Consider the following 20,549-nt stretch of genomic DNA (forward strand, 5'->3'; position numbering starts at 1 on the left):
AAAAGGTGGACAAGCATGTTTAAACATACAACAGTTCTTTTGCATGAGGCGGTCAATGGCTTAAATATTAATCCGGATGGGATATATGTTGACTGTACCCTTGGTGGTGCTGGTCATTCCTCATTGATTTTATCAAAGCTATCCGATAAGGGACATCTATATGCATTTGACCAAGATGATGTGGCCATTGCGAATGCAAAAGAGAAGCTGTCACAATATGGGGATAAAATAACGATTATTAAAAGTAATTTTAGATATTTGAAGGAAGAACTTACTCAACTAGGGGTTCAGAAGGTAGATGGAATTCTTTATGATTTGGGTGTTTCATCCCCACAATTAGACACCCCTGAAAGAGGTTTTAGTTATCATAATGATGCTCCACTCGATATGAGAATGGACCAAGAATCTGATTTGTCGGCCTATGATGTTATCAATCATTGGAGTTATGAGAAGCTAGTAAAAATCTTTTTCAAATATGGCGAGGAGAAATTCTCCAAGCAAATTGCAAGAAAGATTGAATCTGCAAGAGAAAAGAAGCCGATTGAAACAACAAGTGAATTAGTTGAGCTAATCAAGGATGCGATTCCTGCACCGGCAAGAAGAAAGGGAGGTCATCCAGCAAAACGAATTTTTCAGGCTGTCCGTATCGCGGTGAATGATGAACTTGGTGTTTTTGAAGATTCCTTGAAGCAAGCAATTGAGATTTTGAACAAAGATGGCAGAATCAGTGTCATTACCTTTCATTCTCTTGAGGATCGTATTTGTAAGGTCACTTTAAAACAGGCAAGTGAAACACCGAATTTACCGGTGAATTTGCCAGTAATCCCTGATGAGTATCAACCAAGCTTAAAGTTAGTTACAAGGAAACCGATTTTACCTTCCGAAGAGGAATTGACTGAAAATAATCGGGCACGCTCAGCTAAATTACGTATAGCTGAAAAAATTAAGTAGGGTTTATCCCTTCAAAATGAAGATTCTGTTAGATCAGGGAAATAGTCAGTAAGAGGGGAAGGTATTCATTTTTTAGGAGGCGAATTGGATGGGTAATCTAGCAAGAACATTACAGCAGGAAGAAACACAAAAGAAGAAATATCAAAAAGAACTTGCACCTAAAAAAGCAGAAATATCGAAATCATGGTTTTCGCCTGGAGAGAAAATTTTAGGGCTTATTTTTGGTGCAGCACTTTGCTTTGGTGGAGTCCATGTAATATCAAATCAAGCCATGATATATAACATGAATAAAAATATTCAGGAAACTGAAACCTCGATTCAAGACCAAAAAAAGGTAAATAATGACTTAAAAATGCAGGTGAGCGAATTAAGTACATATGATAGAATTATAACGAAGGCAAAAAAATTAGGCCTTAAATTAAATGAGAATAACGTTAAGGTTGTGCAAGAAAAATGATAAAAAAACAAAAAAATATGAACATAGGAGCAGCGATATTATTAGTAATATTTTGCCTGCTCTTTTTTGTCTTAATATTTCGTTTTGTCGGCATTCAGGTTACGGGAAAAATAGATGGTGTAAATCTATCCGTAAAGGCGTATCAGAAATATATGAAGGTTGAATCTTTAGATGCAAAACGAGGGAACATTTTTGACAGGACTGGAAAAATCGTGGCTGAAGACACGTCTACTTTTACGGTGGTGGCTATACTTGATAAGAAGATGACGATTATCCCAAAAGAGCCACAGCATGTCACAGACCCTGAGAAAACGGCGCGGGAATTATCCAAGTATATTGATTTAAAGGAATCTGAGATTTATAGAATTTTAACGAAAAAGAAAAAACAAGTTGAATTTGGCAAGGCTGGAAGAGGCCTGACTTATGAACAAAAGAATCAAATTGAAGCATTAAAGCTTCCTGGGATCATTTTTAATCGCGAAACGAAACGATTCTATCCTAATGGATATTTCGCTTCTCATTTAGTCGGTTATGCGGATCAAAAAAATAACAAAATGGTGGGGCAGCTTGGTATTGAAAAGAGTATGGATCATGAGCTCACTGGGACAAACGGAAAAATCGATTATGAGAGCGATTTGTGGGGTTATTTACTTCCAAATAGTAAGGAAAAAGTAAAACCGGCAAAGAACGGAAATGATGTGTACTTAACGATTGATAAAAAAATTCAAACCTTCTTAGAAGAATCCTTAACAAAGGTTCAGAAAACCTATAATCCTAAAAAAATCATTGCGATTGTCGCCAATCCAAAGACAGGAGAAATTCTTGCGATGGGGCAAAGGCCGACATTTGATCCGATGACAAGGGATGGAATTGAAAATAGCTGGCATAATTTGGCGATAGAAGAATCATATGAGCCTGGTTCAACAATGAAAATGTTTACTTTATCCGCCGCCGTTCAGGAAAATGTATTTAATCCGAATGCATGGTATAAATCTGGTACTTACGCTGTAGGGCCTAATATTGTTCCAGACCACAATGGCGGGGTTGGTTGGGGAACAATCACCTATTTAGAAGGGGTTCAACGGTCCTCTAACGTTGCCTTTGCGAAAATCGCAAAGGAACAATTGGGCTTTACAAAATTCCGGCAATATTTGACGAAATTCGGTTTCGATAAACCAACTGGAATTGATCTTCCCAATGAAACAAGTGGGAAAATCCTTTTTCAATATCCAATTGAAAAGGCGACAACGGCATTTGGACAAGGAACTGCCATCACACCGATTCAGCAAATTCAAGCTGCAACAGCAGTTGCTAATGATGGCAAAATGATGAAACCACATGTTGTTGATAAAGTAGTTGATCCCAATACGAATAAAGTGATTAAACAAGTTGAACCAGAGGTAGCAGGCCAACCAATTTCAGCGGCAACGGCGAAAGAAGTACGGGACATTCTTGAGACGGTCATCACCTCTAAAAAAGGTACTGGGTATGAAATCTATAATATCCCTGGCTATGATGTCGCTGGGAAAACGGGTACAGCCCAGATTCCAGATCCGAATGGAGGGTATTTAGAAGGCTATAAGAATTATGTATTCTCCTTTTTAGGGATGGCACCAAAGGATGATCCTGAATTGATTATGTATGTTGCTGTGCAGCAGCCGGAAATTGATGCAAGTGTGAGCGGTTCTGAGCCGGTATCGATGATTTTTAAATCAGTGATGAAGAACAGCTTACAATATATGAATATTAAACCGACAAAGCAAAAGAAAAAAGAAATTATTACGGTTCCTGACTTAACCACAATGTCTGTTGATGAAGCAAAACAAGCATTAGAGCAAAAAGGTGTTGAACTTGAAGTGTTAGGAACAGGTGACCAAGTTCATGCACAACTACCTGAAAAAGGTACTACCATTCTTGAGGGAGAAAAGGTGGTTGTGAAAACGACAGGGAAAATGGCGATTCCTAACCTGGTAGGATGGTCGTTAAGGGATGTCCTCAAGGTGACAGAGATTGCCGATTTAAAATTGAACTCTACAGGTGAAGGATATGTCACGAAGCAGAATATGAAAGCTGGAACGGAAATCAAAAAAGGGGATTATCTAGTTGTTAACCTGCAAACGGCACAGGAGCAAATAGAGGGAAAGAAAAAAACGAATAAAGAAGCGGCGAATGAATGACTAGGTGGTTAGATCATTTCTAATGATGAAAAAATTGGCGGAAACGCCAATTTTTTTTTTGCCATGAATGGACGTTTAGTGGAAATCGCTCAAAAGTTCTATAGGACGAGGTACAAGCATATATTTAAACGAGCCAAATGTGAGGAGGTTCGAATGAGCTTATGCGAGTATCAAATGTTACCGTTCGAAAACGATTAACAGCAGCGTTGTTAGTTGGGTTTCTTATCTTTTTTATTATTGATGTCAGATTGGGGTATGTTCAATTTTATTTAGGTGATTGGTTGACAGGACTTGCGAAAAATTCATGGAGCCGTGAAATTCCGTTTGAACCTGAAAGAGGTGACATTGTTGATCGAAATGGTGTGAAACTGGCAACTAATATTAGTGCTCCAACCGTTTATGTAGTTCCAAGACAAATTAAGGATCCCGCCAAAACAGCAGAAAAATTAGCTGCAACATTGAATCTCTCAAAGGAAAAAGTCTATAAGGAAATTACAGTAAAGGAATCTATTGTCCGAATTAAGGAAGGGCGAAAAATCTCTCATGAAAAGGCGAAGGAGATCAGAGGCTTAGGGTTAGATGGGGTTTATATTGGGGAAGATTCCAAACGGCATTATCCTTTTGGAAACTATTTGTCCCATGTTTTAGGGTTTACTGGCGTGGATAATCAAGGGTTAATGGGATTGGAACTCTATTATGATAAAGAACTAAAAGGAGAAAAGGGCTCTGTTCAATTTTATGCCAATGCCAAAGGGGAACGGATGAATGATATGGCGGATGATTACAAGGCTCCTGTTGAAGGGCTAGATTTAAAGCTAACCATTGATTCAAAAGTTCAAACGATTGTGGAAAGAGAGCTTGATATTGCGCAAGCAACCTATAATCCTGATGGCATTATGGCGATTGCGATGGATCCTAATACGGGTGAAATTCTCGCGATGAGCAGCAGACCAGATTTTGATCCGGATAATTTTCAAAATGTAGCACCAGAAATTTATAATCGAAACCTTCCTGTTTGGAGCACTTATGAACCAGGTTCAACCTTTAAGATTATTACTTTAGCGGCTGCACTGGAGGAAAAAAAGGTAGATTTAGAAAAAGAGCATTTTCATGATCCCGGCTATGTAAAAGTGGATGGTTCTAGACTTCGCTGTTGGAAAAGCGGTGGTCATGGGGATCAAACTTTTCTAGAAGTCGTCCAAAACTCCTGTAACCCTGGTTTTGTGGAATTGGGTCAAAGGCTAGGAAAAGATACATTGTTTAAATATATTAAAGATTTTGGTTTCGGTGAAAAAACGGGAATTGATCTTCAAGGTGAAGGAAAAGGAATTCTATTTAATATTGATAAAGTCGGTCCGGTAGAATTAGCAACAACGGCTTTTGGTCAAGGGGTTTCTGTCACACCGATTCAACAGGTCACGGCCCTGTCGGCGGCAATCAATGGAGGGGCGCTATATACGCCATATATAGCGAAAGAATTAGTTGATTCGACGACAGGGGAAGTGGTCATGAGGAATTCGCCCAAGGCTAAAAGGAAGGTTATTTCCGAAAAAACATCGAAAGAAATTCGATATGCATTGGAGAGTGTCGTTGCGCAAGGATCAGGAAAGAGATCATTTATTGAAGGTTACCGTATTGGGGGAAAAACTGGGACGGCCCAAAAAGCCAAGGATGGAAGATATTTAGAAAATAACCATATCGTTTCCTTTATCGGGTTCGCTCCCGCTGATGATCCGCAATTAGTTGTGTACGTAGCCGTCGATAATCCAAAAGGGACCGTTCAATTCGGGGGAGTCGTTGCTGCCCCTATTGTGGGAAATATTATGGAGGATAGTCTTAGAAGCATGGGTGTGAAGCCAAGGAAGGACCAAATTGAAAAGGAAATAACTTGGCCGGATACCCCGCTTATTAAAGTTCCAGATGTAGTCGGAATGACTAAAAGCGAATTAGAGGAATTATTCGTTAATTTAAAAATTGATGCAAGTGGCTCAGGAGATACGGTTATCAAGCAATCTCCAGAACCAGGTGTGAAGGTAAAAGAAGGTTCTACGATTCGCTTATATTTTAACGATGAAGAAAAAGATAACTAAAATAAAGTGAAACTTCCATCAGTGGGGGTTTTCATTCATCCCCCACTGATGGTTAGTCACGCAAAGCCTGATTGATTTTTCTAAGGGCTGAAGCCCAAAGAAAAATCTTATTTCACTTATCGGACCTTTACGGACAGTTGATCTCCCACTTATCTTCTTCGAAATCTCAGAATCTTTAAGTGGGAGTCTTACTGTCCGTTAAGAGTGGGATAAAAATAGATGGGTGGGTGGTGTTCCAACTGCCCACCCTTTAACTATGGAAGAGGATATTAGGAACAACGATTGAATTTACTGTTGAATTTATTCTCAAATCCATCATAATACATAGCGTAAAGTTCATTTTTCATGTAAAATAATAGTCGCATGTTTTTTGCTAATGCTTTAAGTTTTTTACTTTTGAGAGGATTGAATAGTAATGAAATTACATACTCTTCTAGAAAAGTTACACCCGCTTGTGTCTTTTTCTGGAGATAATCCGGAAATCACCTCGATTGCAAATGATAATCGAAAAGTGATTGAGGGTAGCTTATTTGTTTGTATAAAAGGGTACACCGTGGATGGGCATTCATTTGCATTAGATGCTGTGAAAAAAGGAGCTGTAGCAGTATTAGCTGAAAGTAAGCTGCAACTTGATGTCCCAGTTATTGTTGTCAAAGATACGAAAAGAGCACTGTCCGTTCTGGCTGACGCATTTTTTGGTCAACCAAGTCATAAAATGCATGTTATAGGGATTACTGGCACAAATGGAAAAACAACGACAAGCCACTTAATTGATCAAATTCTTATTGATGCAGGGAAAAAGACTGGCTTAATTGGAACAATGTATACAAAAATTGGCGACCAAATCAATGATACGAAAAATACCACTCCAGAAAGTTTAACTTTACAAAAAACATTGAAGGATATGGTTGATTGTGAAGTTGAAAACGTTACGATGGAAGTATCCTCCCATGCTCTCGATGAAGGGAGAGTTCATGGCGTGGATTATGATGTCGCTGTGTTTACAAATTTAACACAGGATCATTTAGACTATCATAAAACAATGGATGACTATCGCAGAGCAAAAGGTCTCCTCTTTGCTCAACTTGGAAATGTCTATTATCATGATCGCCCTAAATATGCGGTCTTAAATATGGATGATCCGGCAAGTAAGGAATATATCCGCTCCACATCGGCAGTTATTGTGACATATGGGATCGATGAAGAAGCAGATATTATGGCAAGAAATATTGAGATTACGGCGAATGGAACTACTTTTGAGCTAATCAGCCCATTCGGCAAGCATTTCATTTCCATGCAGTTACTTGGAAAATTCAGTGTTTATAATGTACTTGCAAGTATTTCAGCTGGACTTGTTTCTGGAGTATCGATAGATTCCATCATAGCGACGATTGCGAAAATTGAAGGAGTTTCTGGTCGTTTTGAGTTAGTGAACGCGGGTCAGAATTTTACCGTTATTGTTGATTACTCACATACTCCTGATAGTCTTGAAAATGCCTTGAAAACCATCAATGAATTTGCAAAGAAAAGAGTTTTGGTCGTTGTCGGTTGTGGTGGAGACAGAGACAAGACAAAGCGACCGTTAATGGCTCAAATTGCATGTAAATACAGTACAAATCCGATTTTTACGTCAGATAACCCAAGAAGTGAGGATCCTGAACAAATTCTGTTAGATATGACAGAAGGTGTGAAGGGGGGAAAATATGAGGTCATGGTTGATCGTAGAGAAGCCATCTTCCATGCCGTTCGTCAAGCAAGTGAACAGGACATCATTCTAATTGCCGGTAAAGGACATGAAACGTATCAGCAAATCGGAAAAGAATTTCATGATTTTGATGATCGCCTTGTTGCAAGAGAGGCAATTGAGGAGAGATAGTATGGTTTTGAAGAACGCGGACTTAATGACATTATTTCCAAAAAATAGAGGGTATATCAGTGAGAAGATTATTTACAAAACAGTTGCTTTACGTGCCTCTTCCATACAGCCTAAGGGACTATTTTTTCCAATTTTCAGCGATTCCGGCGAGTTGAAGGAAGCAATTAGGAATGGAGCGATTGCGGCTGTATGGAATGAGGAGAAAAGCATTCCTCCTTATACTCCAAATGATTTTCCAATTTTTTTAACAAATGATTTATTGAAAGGCTTATTGAACATGATAAAACTATATTTAGATAAATTAGAAGAAAACAAGTTTAACAAAAACGAATTGGCGAATTTTCTTTTTGAGGAGGATAACCTTCTTCATCATGAAGAAACAAAAAATATCGCGGTAATTGCCCAGCAGCTGCAACAATCGATCGAGCAAATTCGTACGGAAAGGAGGGGGTAATATGTTGGAGCAAGTTATTTTTTTCACGATCTTACTCGGATTTTTAATTGCTGTTCTCTTATCGCCCATATTTATCCCTTTCTTAAGAAGGTTGAAATTTGGACAAAACATTCGTGAGGAAGGTCCTAAATCCCATCAAAAGAAATCTGGGACACCGACCATGGGTGGGATTATTATCCTTTTTTCCATCGTTGTGACAACACTAATCATGACGGAGAAATTTGCAGAGCCAACAGTGAAAACTTTTGTACTTTTATTTGTCACTTTAGGATTTGGTCTACTTGGCTTTTTAGATGATTTTATAAAGGTAGTGATGAAAAGAAATCTAGGGCTGACTTCAAAGCAAAAGCTATTGGGTCAAATCATTATTTCTATTATTTTCTATTTCATTATCAAGCATAGTGGATTTTCAACAGAAATAGAAATTCCTTTTACGGATTATTCCTTTGATTTAGGATGGGGATATGCACTTTTTATCATTTTTTGGTTAGTCGGATTTTCAAATGCTGTTAACTTAACGGATGGCTTAGATGGATTAGTATCAGGAACTGCTGCCATTGCTTTTGGTGCATTAGCTGTCCTTGCTTGGAATCAATCGCTTTTTGAAGTTTCTATTTTTTCAGTGGCCGTGGTTGGAGCAGTCCTTGGCTTTTTAGTATTTAATGCGCATCCTGCTAAAGTGTTTATGGGGGATACCGGTTCTTTAGCACTAGGTGGAGCCATTGCCTCAGTAGCTATATTAACGAAACTAGAGATCTTACTCATCGTTATTGGTGGCGTTTTTGTGATTGAGACTTTGTCCGTTATTTTGCAAGTAATCTCATTTAAAACAACAGGAAAAAGAATTTTCCGCATGAGTCCATTGCATCATCATTATGAGCTTGGTGGATGGTCTGAGTGGCGTGTCGTGGTAACGTTTTGGACGGTAGGATTATTGTTTGCAATAATTGGAATCTATATCGAGGTGTGGATGTAATTGAAAAAGATTAATACGTATCTTCACAAAAAGGTTTTAGTATTAGGGTTAGCAAAAAGTGGTGTTGGAGCGGCATCTCTCTTACATAAACTAGGTGCTTTCGTAACGGTAAATGATTATAAACCTTTATCAGAAAATCCAGCCGCTCAAGGTTTATTAGAGCAAGGAATAAAGGTAATCTGTGGGGAGCATCCTGTGGAACTGCTTGAGGATGGTTTTGAAATAGTAGTGAAAAACCCAGGCATTCCTTACCACAATCCAATGATTGTGGAAGCTTTGAAGAGAGAAATACCGGTAATTACAGAAGTGGAGCTCGCTTATCAAGTGTCAGAGGCTCCTTTTATTGCGATTACAGGAACAAATGGAAAAACAACCACTACTACATTAATTTATGAAATGCTTCATTCAGGTAAGAAAAAACCATTAATTGCAGGGAATATTGGTACAGTTGCATCCGAAGTGGCTCAAAAAGCACATGCTGACAATAAAATTGTGATCGAACTATCCTCTTTTCAATTAATGGGGATTGATGCTTTTCGTCCGAAAATTGCCATTATCACCAATCTATTTGATGCTCATTTAGATTATCACGGAACTAGAAAAGAATATGAGAAAGCGAAAGCAAGAATTACAAAGAATCAAATGGAAGAAGATTATTTAATAGTAAATGCTGAACAAGATGAGGTAATGGCCATTGCCCGTCAATCTAAAGCGCAAATAATTCCTTTTTCAACTAAAAGAAAAATGGATAACGGAGCTTATATTGAAAATGGTTGGATTATGCTCCAAGGTGAAAAAATCATGGAAACGAAGGATATCGTTTTACCGGGTGCCCATAACCTGGAAAATATCTTGTGTGCAGTTGCAGCCGCAAAGCTTTCAGGCGTTGATCATGAAGCCATTTTTCATGTTTTAAGTACCTTTAAGGGTGTAAAACATCGTCTGCAATTCATAGGAGAAATAGCAGGAAGAAGATTTTATAATGATTCAAAAGCAACCAATATTTTGGCGACATCGAATGCCATTAAAGCTTTTGAGCAGCCGATTATACTTCTCGCTGGAGGACTTGACCGGGGGAATGAGTTTGATGAATTGTTACCACTATTTAAGAAGGTCAAAGCGATTATTACCTTTGGCCAAACAGCAGAGAAATTAGAGCGTGTGGCGAAACTTGCAGGAATAAAAACGATTCAGCGTGTCGATAATGTTGAAAAAGCCGTACCAGTCGCTTTTGAACTTTCTGAGCCGAATGATGTTATTCTTTTATCCCCTGCATGTGCAAGTTGGGATCAATATAAAACTTTTGAGGTTAGGGGAGACATTTTTACGAGTGCGGTGCATAAGCTTAAGTAAGGGCTTGTCTATATGTAAAACATCCGGTATTTCATCATAAGAATTTTGTTCGAGCGTGGTTTTGTCCACACTCATACAGGCCCTAAAACTTGCCGTTCGAGGTGTGTGCAGTGCCGACAAAAAAAGCAACTCCCGATATGATTTTGATTATGACCACTTTTGCCTTGCTTGCCGTAGGTTTGATTATGGTTTATAGTGCAAGCGCCATTTGGGCAGAGTACAAATTTGATGATTCTTTTTTCTTTGCCAAGCGACAGCTTCTTTTTGCTGGAGCTGGTATTGTCGCGATGTTCTTTTTCATGAATGTGGATTATTGGACATGGCGAAAATGGTCAAAACCATTATTAATCATTTGTTTTGCTCTATTAATTGTTGTTCTTATTCCTGGAATCGGAACAGAGAGAAATGGCTCAAGAAGCTGGATTGGGGTAGGGGCATTTTCGATTCAACCTTCTGAATTTATGAAGCTTGCCATGATTACTTTTCTTGCTAAGTTTCTCTCGGAAAATCAAAAGAAAATTACTTCCTTTAAAAATGGACTGGCTCCATCATTAGGGTTAGTATTTTTAGCTTTTGGATTGATTATGCTTCAACCGGATTTAGGAACAGGGACTGTTATGGTAGGAACCTGTGTTGTCATGATTTTTATTTCTGGAGCAAGAATAAGCCATTTTGTTGGTTTAGGAATGATTGGGGTACTTGGATTTGTTGGCTTAGTTATTTCCGCTCCATACCGCATGAAGCGAATTACATCCTTTCTGGATCCATGGGGAGATCCGCAAGATAGTGGTTTTCAAATTATTCAATCCCTTTATGCAATAGGTCCTGGAGGTTTATTTGGGTTAGGTCTAGGGCAAAGCAGACAAAAGTTCTTTTATTTACCTGAGCCTCAAACGGATTTTATTTTTGCCATTGTTGCTGAAGAGCTAGGGTTTATCGGAGGCTCTTTTGTTTTACTACTATTCGCTCTATTGTTATGGCGGGGGATTCGCATTGCTTTGGGAGCACCAGATTTATATGGAAGTTTTCTCGCAGTAGGGATTATTGCAATGGTAGCCATTCAGGTCATGATTAATGTTGGAGTAGTCACGGGATTAATGCCCGTAACAGGCATTACGCTTCCATTTCTGAGTTATGGAGGATCATCGCTAACGCTTATGTTAATGGCTATAGGGGTATTATTAAATATTAGTCGACACTCAAGGTATTAAGCTTTTAAAGATGGCATGCCAAATTTTTTGTTCATTGAACAAAAAAATCTTGTAAAACTTCTGACCCTGTTTATTACAGGGTTCTTTTATTTTTGTATCAAAAAATGATGAATTTTCCATAAATATTACATTTAAGTGACATTCTTGTGTAGAAACTAAGTTGTAGTCTAGAGTATAGTAGAATAGGGGAGAAAAAGAATGCTTTGGATTAGAAAGATTGTTGATTGCAATAAGAATGAACACTCTTTAATGAGGTGAAAAAATGCGTATTGTCGTTAGTGGAGGAGGAACCGGCGGCCATATTTATCCGGCTCTGGCCTTAATTCGAGAGATTCAAAAGGAAACTAGAGATGCTGAATTTTTATATATTGGCACGGAAAAAGGATTAGAGAGCAAGATTGTGACAAGAGAAAATATTCCCTTTAAATCCATACATATTACAGGTTTTAAAAGAAAGCTTTCCTTTGAAAATGTAAAAACGATTTATCGATTTTTAAAAGGTGTGAGAGACAGTAAAAAAATTTTGAAGCAATTTAAAGCGGATGTTGTGATTGGGACAGGAGGCTATGTTTGCGGACCTGTTGTCTATGCTGCTTCAAAGTTGGGAATTCCAACGATTATTCATGAGCAAAACAGCGTCCCAGGATTAACGAATAAGTTTCTTAGCCGATTTGTTAACGCAATTGCTGTTTGCTTTGAAGAGGCAGCTGAATTCTTTCCAAAAGATAAAGTAACGATGACCGGAAATCCGCGAGCATCTGAGGTATTAGGTCAGGATGGAATAAAAGGGCGTCTTTCTGTTGGATTAAGCTTGAAAATCCCGACGGTTTTAATTTTTGGTGGTAGTAGAGGTGCACGTCCAATTAATGAAGCGGTAATTAAATCTTTAGCTGAGTTTGGGGCAAGAAAATATCAGGTTCTTTATGTAACTGGAGATGCCCATTTTGAAGAAGTACAAAAGGAAGTTCAGTTAGTAGGAAATCCAGAAAATGTGATTATTAAGCCATTTATTCATAATATGCCTGAGGTTTTAGCAGGAATTGATTTAACTGTTGCCCGTGCGGGTGCGACTACATTAGCAGAACTCACATCCTTAGGAATTCCAAGCATCTTAATACCAAGCCCTTATGTGACGAATAATCATCAGGAAAAGAATGCAAGAGCTTTAAGTGACCACGGAGCAGCGCAAATATTGCTTGAAAAGGAATTAACCGGAAAGAAGCTAGTGGAACATATAGATCAAATTCTAATGGATGATAAAGTCTTAAATGAAATGAAAAAATCCGCCCTTGAGCTTGGAATTCCAGATGCAGCTAAAAGATTATATAATGTCATGGAAGAGCTCGTGAAACAAAAACAAAAGTAGCCCATTTTGCTCTTAAGCATAGAATATAAGAACATCAAAGTAAGCGAGAGGGAGGTTATCATGAAAGAATTTTTGACTAAAATAATGGAAGAAAATATTGGTAAAATAAAAGAAAATGAACCTATGTCAAACCATACGACGATTAAAATAGGTGGACCTGCAGAAATATTTATTGAGCCTTCATCCATTGAAAACCTTCAAAAAACGATGGAGTACATTCATCAATATCAGATGAAATGGAGAGCAATTGGTCGTGGATCCAATTTGCTTGTTTCGGATAAAGGAATTGAGGGAGTTGTCATTAAACTTGGTGCTGGACTCAATCAATTAGAAATAAAAGGAACTGAAGTAAAGGTGGGAGGAGGCTATTCACTTGTTAGTTTGGCCACATCCATCAGTCGCCAAGGTCTTTCAGGGCTAGAATTTGCTGGGGGTATTCCAGGATCTGTCGGTGGTGCTGTGTATATGAATGCTGGTGCCCATGGATCAGATATTTCCAGAATTCTGACTCAAGCGCTGATTTTATTTGATGATGGCAAGCTAGAATGGCTGACGAATGAAGAGATGGAATTTAGCTACCGTACATCGGTGTTACAAAAGAAGCGTCCTGGAATTGTTGTTGAAGCGATCTTTCAATTAAAGAAAGGGAATCGTGAAATCATCATTGCAGAAATCCAAAAGAATAAAGAATACCGCAAAGTGACTCAGCCTTGGAATTATCCATGTGCAGGCAGCATCTTTCGAAATCCACTTCCAAATTATGCAGGAAAATTGGTTGAGGAGTCAGGACTGAAGGGATATTCTATCGGGAATGCGCAAATCTCTGAAATGCATGGGAATTTTATCATAAATGCTGGTCATGCGACTGCAGAAGATGTGCTCGCACTTATCGACTTTGTGAAAAAATCAATTGACGAAAAATTTGGTGTGAAAATGGAAACAGAAGTAGAAATAATTGGCCGAAAGTAACAGGATTTTCTTCTTACGAATGACAAATATTGTGTTATAATATGACACTAGACAACATTTTAAATGTTAGAATGTGGATAACGGCATGAGAATTCGTGCCGTTTATTAACTAATCAGTCATCTAATAGAGGAAAACGATAGAAAGAAATGGACAAGCAGTAACAGTAAGTAAATTGCGTTTTTGAGGTGAAGGAGATGAAACAAGGAAAAGTCGTATCGATTGAAGATCGAATTCCTAAATTAAAACAACAAAGGCGAAAAAAGGCTAATAAAAGACTAATTTTCCTCTTGTTTTTATTCTTTTTTCTTATTGTCTTAATTGTTTATTTCCAATCACCATTGAGCCACGTAAGAACAATATCAATCTCAGGAAATCAAATTTATTCAAAGCAGCAAATTGAAAAGATAAGCGGAATTAATCATCATACAAATATCTGGAAGATAAATGATGAGAAAATAAAAAAAAGCATTCGCAAACTTCCTGAAATTAAAATGGTAAAAGTATCTGTTCAATTGCCTAACACATTGATTATTACCTTAAAAGAGGAAAAAAGAGTGGCTTACATGGATATTGATAATGCTCTTTATCCTGTGCTCGAAAACGGAAAAATATTAAAGCAAAATTCAGCAGCGAAACTGCAAATGAATGTCCCAATCTTAAAGGGCTTTTCTGAAGGAGATATATTAAATACCTTAATAAAAGGGTTAGGGGAAATGCCTGGAGAAGTGAAAAATGCCATTTCTGAAATTCACTACACTCCTAAAAAAATGGATGATGACCATATTTCTCTATATATGAATGATGGATTTGAGGTTAGCGCATCCTTAAGAAATTTCTCCAGTAAAATGGCTCATTATCCTGCAATAGTCAGCCAATTAGATCCAAATAAAAAAGGAGTCATTGATTTGGAGGTTGGTTCCTATTTTAAGTCTTTCGAATAGGATGTGTTAAAAAATGAAAAGAAAGGGCAGGCACGTTATCTTTTCACTAATTTTTCTTGTTTTAGGATATATGTTGGCATTTTCGTTTCACCTTACCCAAACAGATAATAAAAGCTCGAAATTAACGAATAAGCAATGGGATCGGGACTTAAATCTTCATAATCAAATCATTGCTCAAGAAGAAAAAAACCGAAAGCTGCAACAAGAACTTAATGAAAAGCAAGCGAGTGTTTTGGATATCGAAAAAGAGCTGGCTAAGGAAGAAAAAATATTTTTCAATCTTGCAGAGGATGCTGAAAAATATCGGATGTTTGTTGGAAAAGTAAAGGTGAAGGGGAAAGGTGTAAAAATCACCTTAGCAGATGGAGAGTATGACCCTTCAAAGGAAAATGTAAATAACTATATCGTTCATGAGCATCATATCTTTAAGGTCATTAATGAATTATACATATCTGGAGCAAGTGCTATTGCTGTAAATGGACAAAGAATTAATCACAGCTCTTATATAATGTGTAATGGACCAGTCATCGAGATTGATGGGAATCAGCATCCGGCGCCGTTTGTTATTACAGCGATTGGAGATCCAGATGTTCTCTATTCTTCCTTAAACTTAAATGGAGGCATCAAAGATTTACTCGTGAATGAAAATGTTGAATTTTCGATAGAGAAAGAAGAAGAGATTGTGATGAATCCAATTTTAGGAAATTAATTTCCTTGCAGGTGAAAAAAGTGGAGAAAAAACAAAAGCTTAGCTTATTTTTAATCGCAATGATTATCGGGTTAATGGTGGTTGTTCAATTTCGCTCAGTTCACAAACCTATAGTGAGAGATACAAGGGATACATGGCAATTGCGAGAGGATTTAGCGAAGGCAAAAGATTTACAGTCTAAATTATTAATTGAAATTACTTCAAATGAAGATAAATTAGCCAAGTATGAGACAAAAAGAAAGCAAAGCAAAGAACAAGCATTAGTTGAGACATTAAATGAACTTAAGAAAGACGCTGGTCTTGAGAAAGTACATGGTCCTGGTCTCAAAATGATTATAGAGCCAGCTTATGAAGATTTGCTTGTCAATCATACAAAGGCGCAAATTTCACCTGATATACTCAAGAGGTTAATAAATGAGCTAAATATATATGATGCCGATCAAATATCGATTGATGGAAGAAGGGTCATAAATACAACGGTAATACGAGATATCAATGGTGACACAAAAATAGATGGTCATTCATTAAATCATTTTCCAATAGAAATTCATGTGATTACGAATAATCTTCAAAATGCTGAAAAGCTCTATAATCAAATGAAAGTATCCAAAATTGACGATGAATTTTTTATTGACAGTATGAAAATCAATGTATTAAAGCCAGAGTCAAATTTAACGATTCCTGCCTATCAGGATACGATACGGATTCAAAACATGGAACCCGCTAATCAATAGACTAAGGAGCGAACCAAATGTGGCTACCTCTTCTTGGATTACTTGTAGGGGTAATTCTTGGATTATTAACAGATTTTAGAATTCCAGATGAATATTCAAATTATTTGTCCATTGCGATACTTGCTGCACTTGATACTTTATTTGGGGGAATTCGGGCCTATTTGCAAAATATTTATAATCAAAAAATATTTGTGTCGGGCTTCTTCTTTAATATTATCTTAGCTGCAAGTTTAGCTTTTCTAGGTGTCCATCTTGGTGTAGACTTATATTTAGCAGCAGTTTTTGCGTTTGGCGTAAGATTATTTCAAAATATTGCGGTGATTCGCAGAATCTTGTTAACAAAATGGTCATCAAAGCCATGAAAATTTAGAAAAAAAATGGTTTAATAAAAAAGGGAAAATACCAGTTTTGACGAATAATTTTAAATATAAATAAAAAAACTGCAATGATTATAGTGATTGATTGTTGTTGTTCAATTACTTGAGTAGTAAAAGGGAGGTGCCAAAGAATGAACAGCAATGAAATATTTGTAAGTCTTGACATCGGTACATCCAGTGTAAAAGTAATCATTGGTGAAATGGTCAATGACTCTTTAAATATTATTGGAGTGGGGAATGTTAAATCTGAGGGCTTAAGAAAAGGCTCCATTGTCGATATTGACGAAACCGTTCATTCTATTAGGCAGGCGATAGAACAAGCTGAGAGAATGATAGGAATGCATATAAATAAAGTGATCGTAGGAATATCCGGAAATCACGTTTTTCTTCAGCCTTGTCATGGCGTTGTCGCTGTTTCAAGTGAGAACCGTGAAATTACGGATGAAGATGTTGCCAGAGTAATTGATGCAGCTCAAGTGGTTTCAATTCCTCCAGAAAGAGAAATTATTGATGTAATCCCTAGGCAATTTATCGTCGATGGTCTTGATGAAATAAATGATCCACGGGGAATGATTGGTGTTCGCTTAGAAATGGAAGGAATAATTATAACTGGTTCAAAGACAATCCTACATAATACTTTACGCTGCGTGGAAAGAGCTGGATTAGAAATTATGGATATCGCCCTACAGCCTCTTGCAGCAGGTTCTCTTGCCTTATCAAAGGATGAAAAAAATCTTGGTGTTGCTCTAATCGATATTGGTGGCGGCTCAACAACGATTGCTGTTTATGATCAAGGCTTTTTGAGAGCAACAAGTGTCCTGCCAGTCGGTGGAGATCATATCACAAAGGATCTATCCATTGGTTTAAAAACTTCTTCGGAGGATGCTGAGAAAATTAAGATTAAATATGGACATGCCTTTTATGATCTTGCTTCCGAAGAAGAAGTCTTTAGTGTCCCTATTATTGGGAGCGACCAACATCAACAATACAATCAACTTGAAATTTCGGATATCATTGAGGCAAGAATGGAAGAAATTTTTGAATTAATTCTAAAAGAAATTAATAGATTAGGTGTTAGAGGGCTGCCGGGAGGTTACGTTTTAACAGGTGGAGTTTCTAATACAGAAGGAATTTTAGAATTAGGACAAGCTGTTTTACAAAATCGTGTAAGAATTGCAATTCCTGATTATATTGGGGTAAGAGAACCTCAATATACAACTGCAGTTGGACTCATTAAATTTGCTTATAAAAACGCAAAGGTTCAAGGCAGAAAAATGGGACATGCAGCTATTGCTGGAGAAATGAAAGAAAAAAGAATACAAAAACAACCGCAACCAAAACAAAAGCCGGTGAAGCAACCGGAAGAGAAAATGTCATCTAGAGTAAAAAAATTCCTAGGCTACTTTTTTGAGTAAGATGGTATCTGGAATACGTCGAAATAGGAGGATTTATCATGTTGGAATTTGATACAAGTGTAGAGTCTTTAGCAACAATAAAAGTCATCGGCGTTGGCGGCGGTGGTAATAATGCGGTAAACCGTATGATTGAACACGGCGTACAAGGCGTCGAATTTATAGCTGTTAACACAGATGCTCAAGCGCTTAATCTTTCAAAAGCAGAGATTAAAATGCAAATTGGGGGAAAACTGACTCGTGGACTAGGTGCAGGTGCAAACCCTGAGGTTGGCAAAAAAGCTGCTGAAGAAAGTAAAGAGCAAATTGAAGAGGCGTTGAAAGGCGCAGATATGGTGTTTGTTACTGCTGGGATGGGTGGTGGAACAGGTACCGGTGCAGCTCCAGTTATTGCACAAATTGCTAGAGATTTAGGAGCTCTTACGGTAGGAGTTGTTACTCGCCCTTTTACTTTTGAAGGAAAAAAGCGTTCTACGCAAGCTGCTGGAGGAATAGCGGGTATGAAGGAAGCGGTTGATACGTTAATCGTTATCCCTAATGATCGCTTATTAGAAATTGTTGATAAAAGTACCCCAATGTTAGAAGCCTTCCGTGAGGCCGATAATGTATTACGTCAAGGTGTTCAAGGGATCTCCGATTTAATTGCTGTACCTGGTCTAATAAACCTTGATTTTGCTGATGTGAAGACGATTATGTCAAATAAAGGTTCTGCCTTAATGGGTATTGGGGTGTCCTCTGGTGAAAATCGTGCAGCAGAAGCTGCGAAAAAAGCAATATCATCCCCACTTCTAGAAACCTCCATTGATGGAGCACAAGGTGTACTTATGAATATTACAGGTGGAACCAACTTAAGCCTATATGAGGTTCAGGAGGCTGCTGATATTGTAGCTTCAGCTTCAGATCAGGAGGTCAATATGATCTTTGGTTCTGTTATAAATGAAGATTTTAAAGATGAAATTGTCGTTACCGTTATTGCAACTGGTTTTAATGAAGAACAGTCTCAACAAAGAATTGTCCGTTCTTCAAATCCTCAACAAACTAAACCTGGTGTTGAAACCGGAAGAAGAGAGCCAAAGAAAGATGATCCGGTCTATGACCAGCCAAGAGGAACTAGCACAACTCAAATGGAAGAAGCTTTAGATATTCCAACTTTCTTACGTAATCGCAATCGTCGAAAATAATGAAAAAAGCAATCGAGAAAACTCGATTGCTTTTTTCATGCAAATGATTAGTTAGTTTGTCATTCTTTAAAGGTTAAAGCAGGTCCGAAAAATTCATAATGGATGTTTTCCTTCTTGAGGCCAATCTCAAGTAATGCATCGTACATAGCTTGCATGAATGAAACAGGACCACACATATAGACCGTCGACTGTTTATCATGAATAATTGTATCCAGTATATTTGCTGTGATATAGCCAGATCCATTAAAGTGATTATTTTCAAAATCTTTGTCTGTTGGCTTTTCAAAATAGACATATTTTTTAATATTTGAGTTTTCATTAACAATCTTGTCGACACTGTCTGAGAAGGCTTGATGTTCACCATTGAACGCAGCTTGAATAAAGTTTACTTTTTGTTGTGGAATTTGATGGCTTAAATGATTTAACATGCTCATCATTGGTGTTATTCCCACTCCACCACCTAATAGAACAATTGGACTTTCATACTGATTTTTCAAAACAAATTCACCAGCTGGAGCGCTAATTTCAAGAACATCACCTTCTTGAATCTTGGAGTGAAGATAAGTTGAAACCATTCCATCTGGACGATTAGAATCACCTGCTTCTCTTTTAACAGAAATGCGATAATAATCTTTGTCTGATGAGTCTGATAAACTATACTGACGAATATGAGTATTAGCTTGTCCAGGAATGGTTACTTTGACACTAATATATTGCCCTGGAATAAACGAAGAAATTTCACCGTTATCAGCTGGTTTTAAGTAGAATGAAGTAATCACAGCACTTTCTTCTACCTTCTTTACTACTTTAAAGCTTCTAAAATCCTTCCAGCCTCCCACTTTTTTCTCTGCTTTCTCATATAGATTTTCTTCAACCCCAATAAAGGCATCTGCAATGATTCCATAAGCTTCCGTCCAAGCATCAATAATTTCATCTGTCGCTGCTTCTTTTAGGACGTCCTTAATTGCGAGAATTAAATGCTCTCCCACGATTGGGTAATGTTCTGGTTTAATTCCAAGAGAACGGTGCTTATGAGCAATTTGGGTAACAACTGGTAGAATCGTTTCTAATTGGTCGATATATTGGGCAGCTGCATAAACCGTATTGGCGAGTGCTTTTTGTTGACGCCCTTGTTTTTGATTGGCATGATTGAAAATATTTAATAATTCTGGATGATTCGTGAACATCATTTGATAAAATCTCTTCGTAATGGCTTCCCCATGAACTTCTAAAACAGGCACAGTACTTTTAATAATGTCGATTGTTTTTTGATTAAGCATCTTTTGTAACCTCTTATTATTTATTTGCACCGTA

General features: G+C 37.6%; 18 protein-coding genes. 17 read left to right on the top strand and 1 reads right to left on the bottom strand.

What is annotated here, in order from left to right:
* The first annotated feature begins 15 nt into the window (after positions 1 to 15).
* The 17 genes from rsmH to ftsZ all read left to right on the top strand — a co-directional run bounded on the left by rsmH (position 16) and on the right by ftsZ (position 19,235).
* On the top strand, positions 16 to 951 hold the full coding sequence (gene rsmH / locus ACE38V_RS06880; protein WP_375840477.1) for a 16S rRNA (cytosine(1402)-N(4))-methyltransferase RsmH: 936 nt from the start codon (positions 16 to 18) through the stop codon (positions 949 to 951).
* Between the two features lie 88 nt (positions 952 to 1,039).
* Positions 1,040 to 1,408, top strand: a complete 369-nt coding sequence (gene ftsL / locus ACE38V_RS06885) for a cell division protein FtsL (RefSeq protein WP_375840478.1) — start codon at positions 1,040 to 1,042, stop codon at positions 1,406 to 1,408.
* Positions 1,405 to 3,585 (top strand): penicillin-binding transpeptidase domain-containing protein, encoded by a 2,181-nt coding sequence (locus ACE38V_RS06890; RefSeq protein WP_375840479.1) that lies wholly within the window; start codon positions 1,405 to 1,407, stop codon positions 3,583 to 3,585. The genes ftsL and ACE38V_RS06890 overlap by 4 nt, the downstream gene beginning before the upstream one ends.
* Positions 3,586 to 3,746: 161 nt before the next feature.
* A complete protein-coding gene (locus tag ACE38V_RS06895) occupies positions 3,747 to 5,675 on the top strand; it encodes a stage V sporulation protein D (protein ID WP_375840480.1) in 1,929 nt (642 codons plus the stop codon).
* A gap of 415 nt (positions 5,676 to 6,090) precedes the next feature.
* Positions 6,091 to 7,551, top strand: coding sequence for a UDP-N-acetylmuramoyl-L-alanyl-D-glutamate--2,6-diaminopimelate ligase (locus ACE38V_RS06900; protein WP_375840481.1), 1,461 nt, complete (start codon positions 6,091 to 6,093; stop codon positions 7,549 to 7,551).
* Position 7,552: 1 nt separating this feature from the next.
* Positions 7,553 to 8,005, top strand: coding sequence for a hypothetical protein (locus ACE38V_RS06905; RefSeq protein WP_375840482.1), 453 nt, complete (start codon positions 7,553 to 7,555; stop codon positions 8,003 to 8,005).
* Between the two features lies 1 nt (position 8,006).
* Positions 8,007 to 8,981: a phospho-N-acetylmuramoyl-pentapeptide-transferase gene (mraY, locus tag ACE38V_RS06910; RefSeq protein ID WP_375840483.1), complete on the top strand. Its 975-nt coding sequence runs from the start codon at positions 8,007 to 8,009 to the stop codon at positions 8,979 to 8,981.
* Positions 8,982 to 10,334 carry a UDP-N-acetylmuramoyl-L-alanine--D-glutamate ligase gene (gene murD / locus ACE38V_RS06915; protein ID WP_375840484.1) on the top strand — a complete coding sequence of 451 codons (1,353 nt, stop codon included), beginning with the start codon at positions 8,982 to 8,984 and terminating at the stop codon, positions 10,332 to 10,334.
* Positions 10,335 to 10,444: 110 nt separating this feature from the next.
* Positions 10,445 to 11,545 carry a stage V sporulation protein E gene (gene spoVE / locus ACE38V_RS06920; RefSeq protein ID WP_375840485.1) on the top strand — a complete coding sequence of 367 codons (1,101 nt, stop codon included), beginning with the start codon at positions 10,445 to 10,447 and terminating at the stop codon, positions 11,543 to 11,545.
* 262 nt (positions 11,546 to 11,807) lie between these two features.
* On the top strand, positions 11,808 to 12,911 hold the full coding sequence (gene murG, locus ACE38V_RS06925) for an undecaprenyldiphospho-muramoylpentapeptide beta-N-acetylglucosaminyltransferase (RefSeq protein WP_375840486.1): 1,104 nt from the start codon (positions 11,808 to 11,810) through the stop codon (positions 12,909 to 12,911).
* 60 nt (positions 12,912 to 12,971) lie between these two features.
* The gene (gene murB / locus ACE38V_RS06930; protein ID WP_375840487.1) at positions 12,972 to 13,880 is read left to right on the top strand and encodes a UDP-N-acetylmuramate dehydrogenase; all 909 of its coding nucleotides are present in this window, start codon (positions 12,972 to 12,974) and stop codon (positions 13,878 to 13,880) included.
* 195 nt (positions 13,881 to 14,075) lie between these two features.
* Entirely contained in the window at positions 14,076 to 14,822 is a 747-nt protein-coding gene (locus tag ACE38V_RS06935) for a cell division protein FtsQ/DivIB (RefSeq protein ID WP_375840488.1), read from the top strand.
* 13 nt (positions 14,823 to 14,835) lie between these two features.
* Complete coding sequence (locus ACE38V_RS06940) at positions 14,836 to 15,531, top strand: DUF881 domain-containing protein (protein WP_375840489.1); 696 nt, start codon at positions 14,836 to 14,838, stop codon at positions 15,529 to 15,531.
* A gap of 20 nt (positions 15,532 to 15,551) precedes the next feature.
* Positions 15,552 to 16,265 (top strand): DUF881 domain-containing protein, encoded by a 714-nt coding sequence (locus tag ACE38V_RS06945; RefSeq protein WP_375840490.1) that lies wholly within the window; start codon positions 15,552 to 15,554, stop codon positions 16,263 to 16,265.
* Between the two features lie 17 nt (positions 16,266 to 16,282).
* Entirely contained in the window at positions 16,283 to 16,627 is a 345-nt protein-coding gene (locus ACE38V_RS06950; RefSeq protein ID WP_375840491.1) for a small basic family protein, read from the top strand.
* A 146-nt stretch (positions 16,628 to 16,773) separates the two neighbouring features.
* Positions 16,774 to 18,057 (top strand): cell division protein FtsA, encoded by a 1,284-nt coding sequence (gene ftsA / locus ACE38V_RS06955; RefSeq protein ID WP_375840492.1) that lies wholly within the window; start codon positions 16,774 to 16,776, stop codon positions 18,055 to 18,057.
* A 38-nt stretch (positions 18,058 to 18,095) separates the two neighbouring features.
* Positions 18,096 to 19,235 (top strand): cell division protein FtsZ, encoded by a 1,140-nt coding sequence (ftsZ, locus tag ACE38V_RS06960; protein ID WP_375840493.1) that lies wholly within the window; start codon positions 18,096 to 18,098, stop codon positions 19,233 to 19,235.
* A gap of 59 nt (positions 19,236 to 19,294) precedes the next feature.
* On the opposite strand, the gene hmpA is transcribed toward ftsZ, so the two are convergent.
* The gene (gene hmpA / locus ACE38V_RS06965) at positions 19,295 to 20,515 is read right to left on the bottom strand and encodes an NO-inducible flavohemoprotein (protein WP_375840494.1); all 1,221 of its coding nucleotides are present in this window, start codon (positions 20,513 to 20,515) and stop codon (positions 19,295 to 19,297) included.
* Between the last annotated feature and the right edge of the window lie 34 nt (positions 20,516 to 20,549).

The sequence above is a fragment of the Cytobacillus sp. Hz8 genome (genome assembly GCF_042263505.1).
Classification (GTDB): domain Bacteria; phylum Bacillota; class Bacilli; order Bacillales; family Cytobacillaceae; genus Bacillus_BE.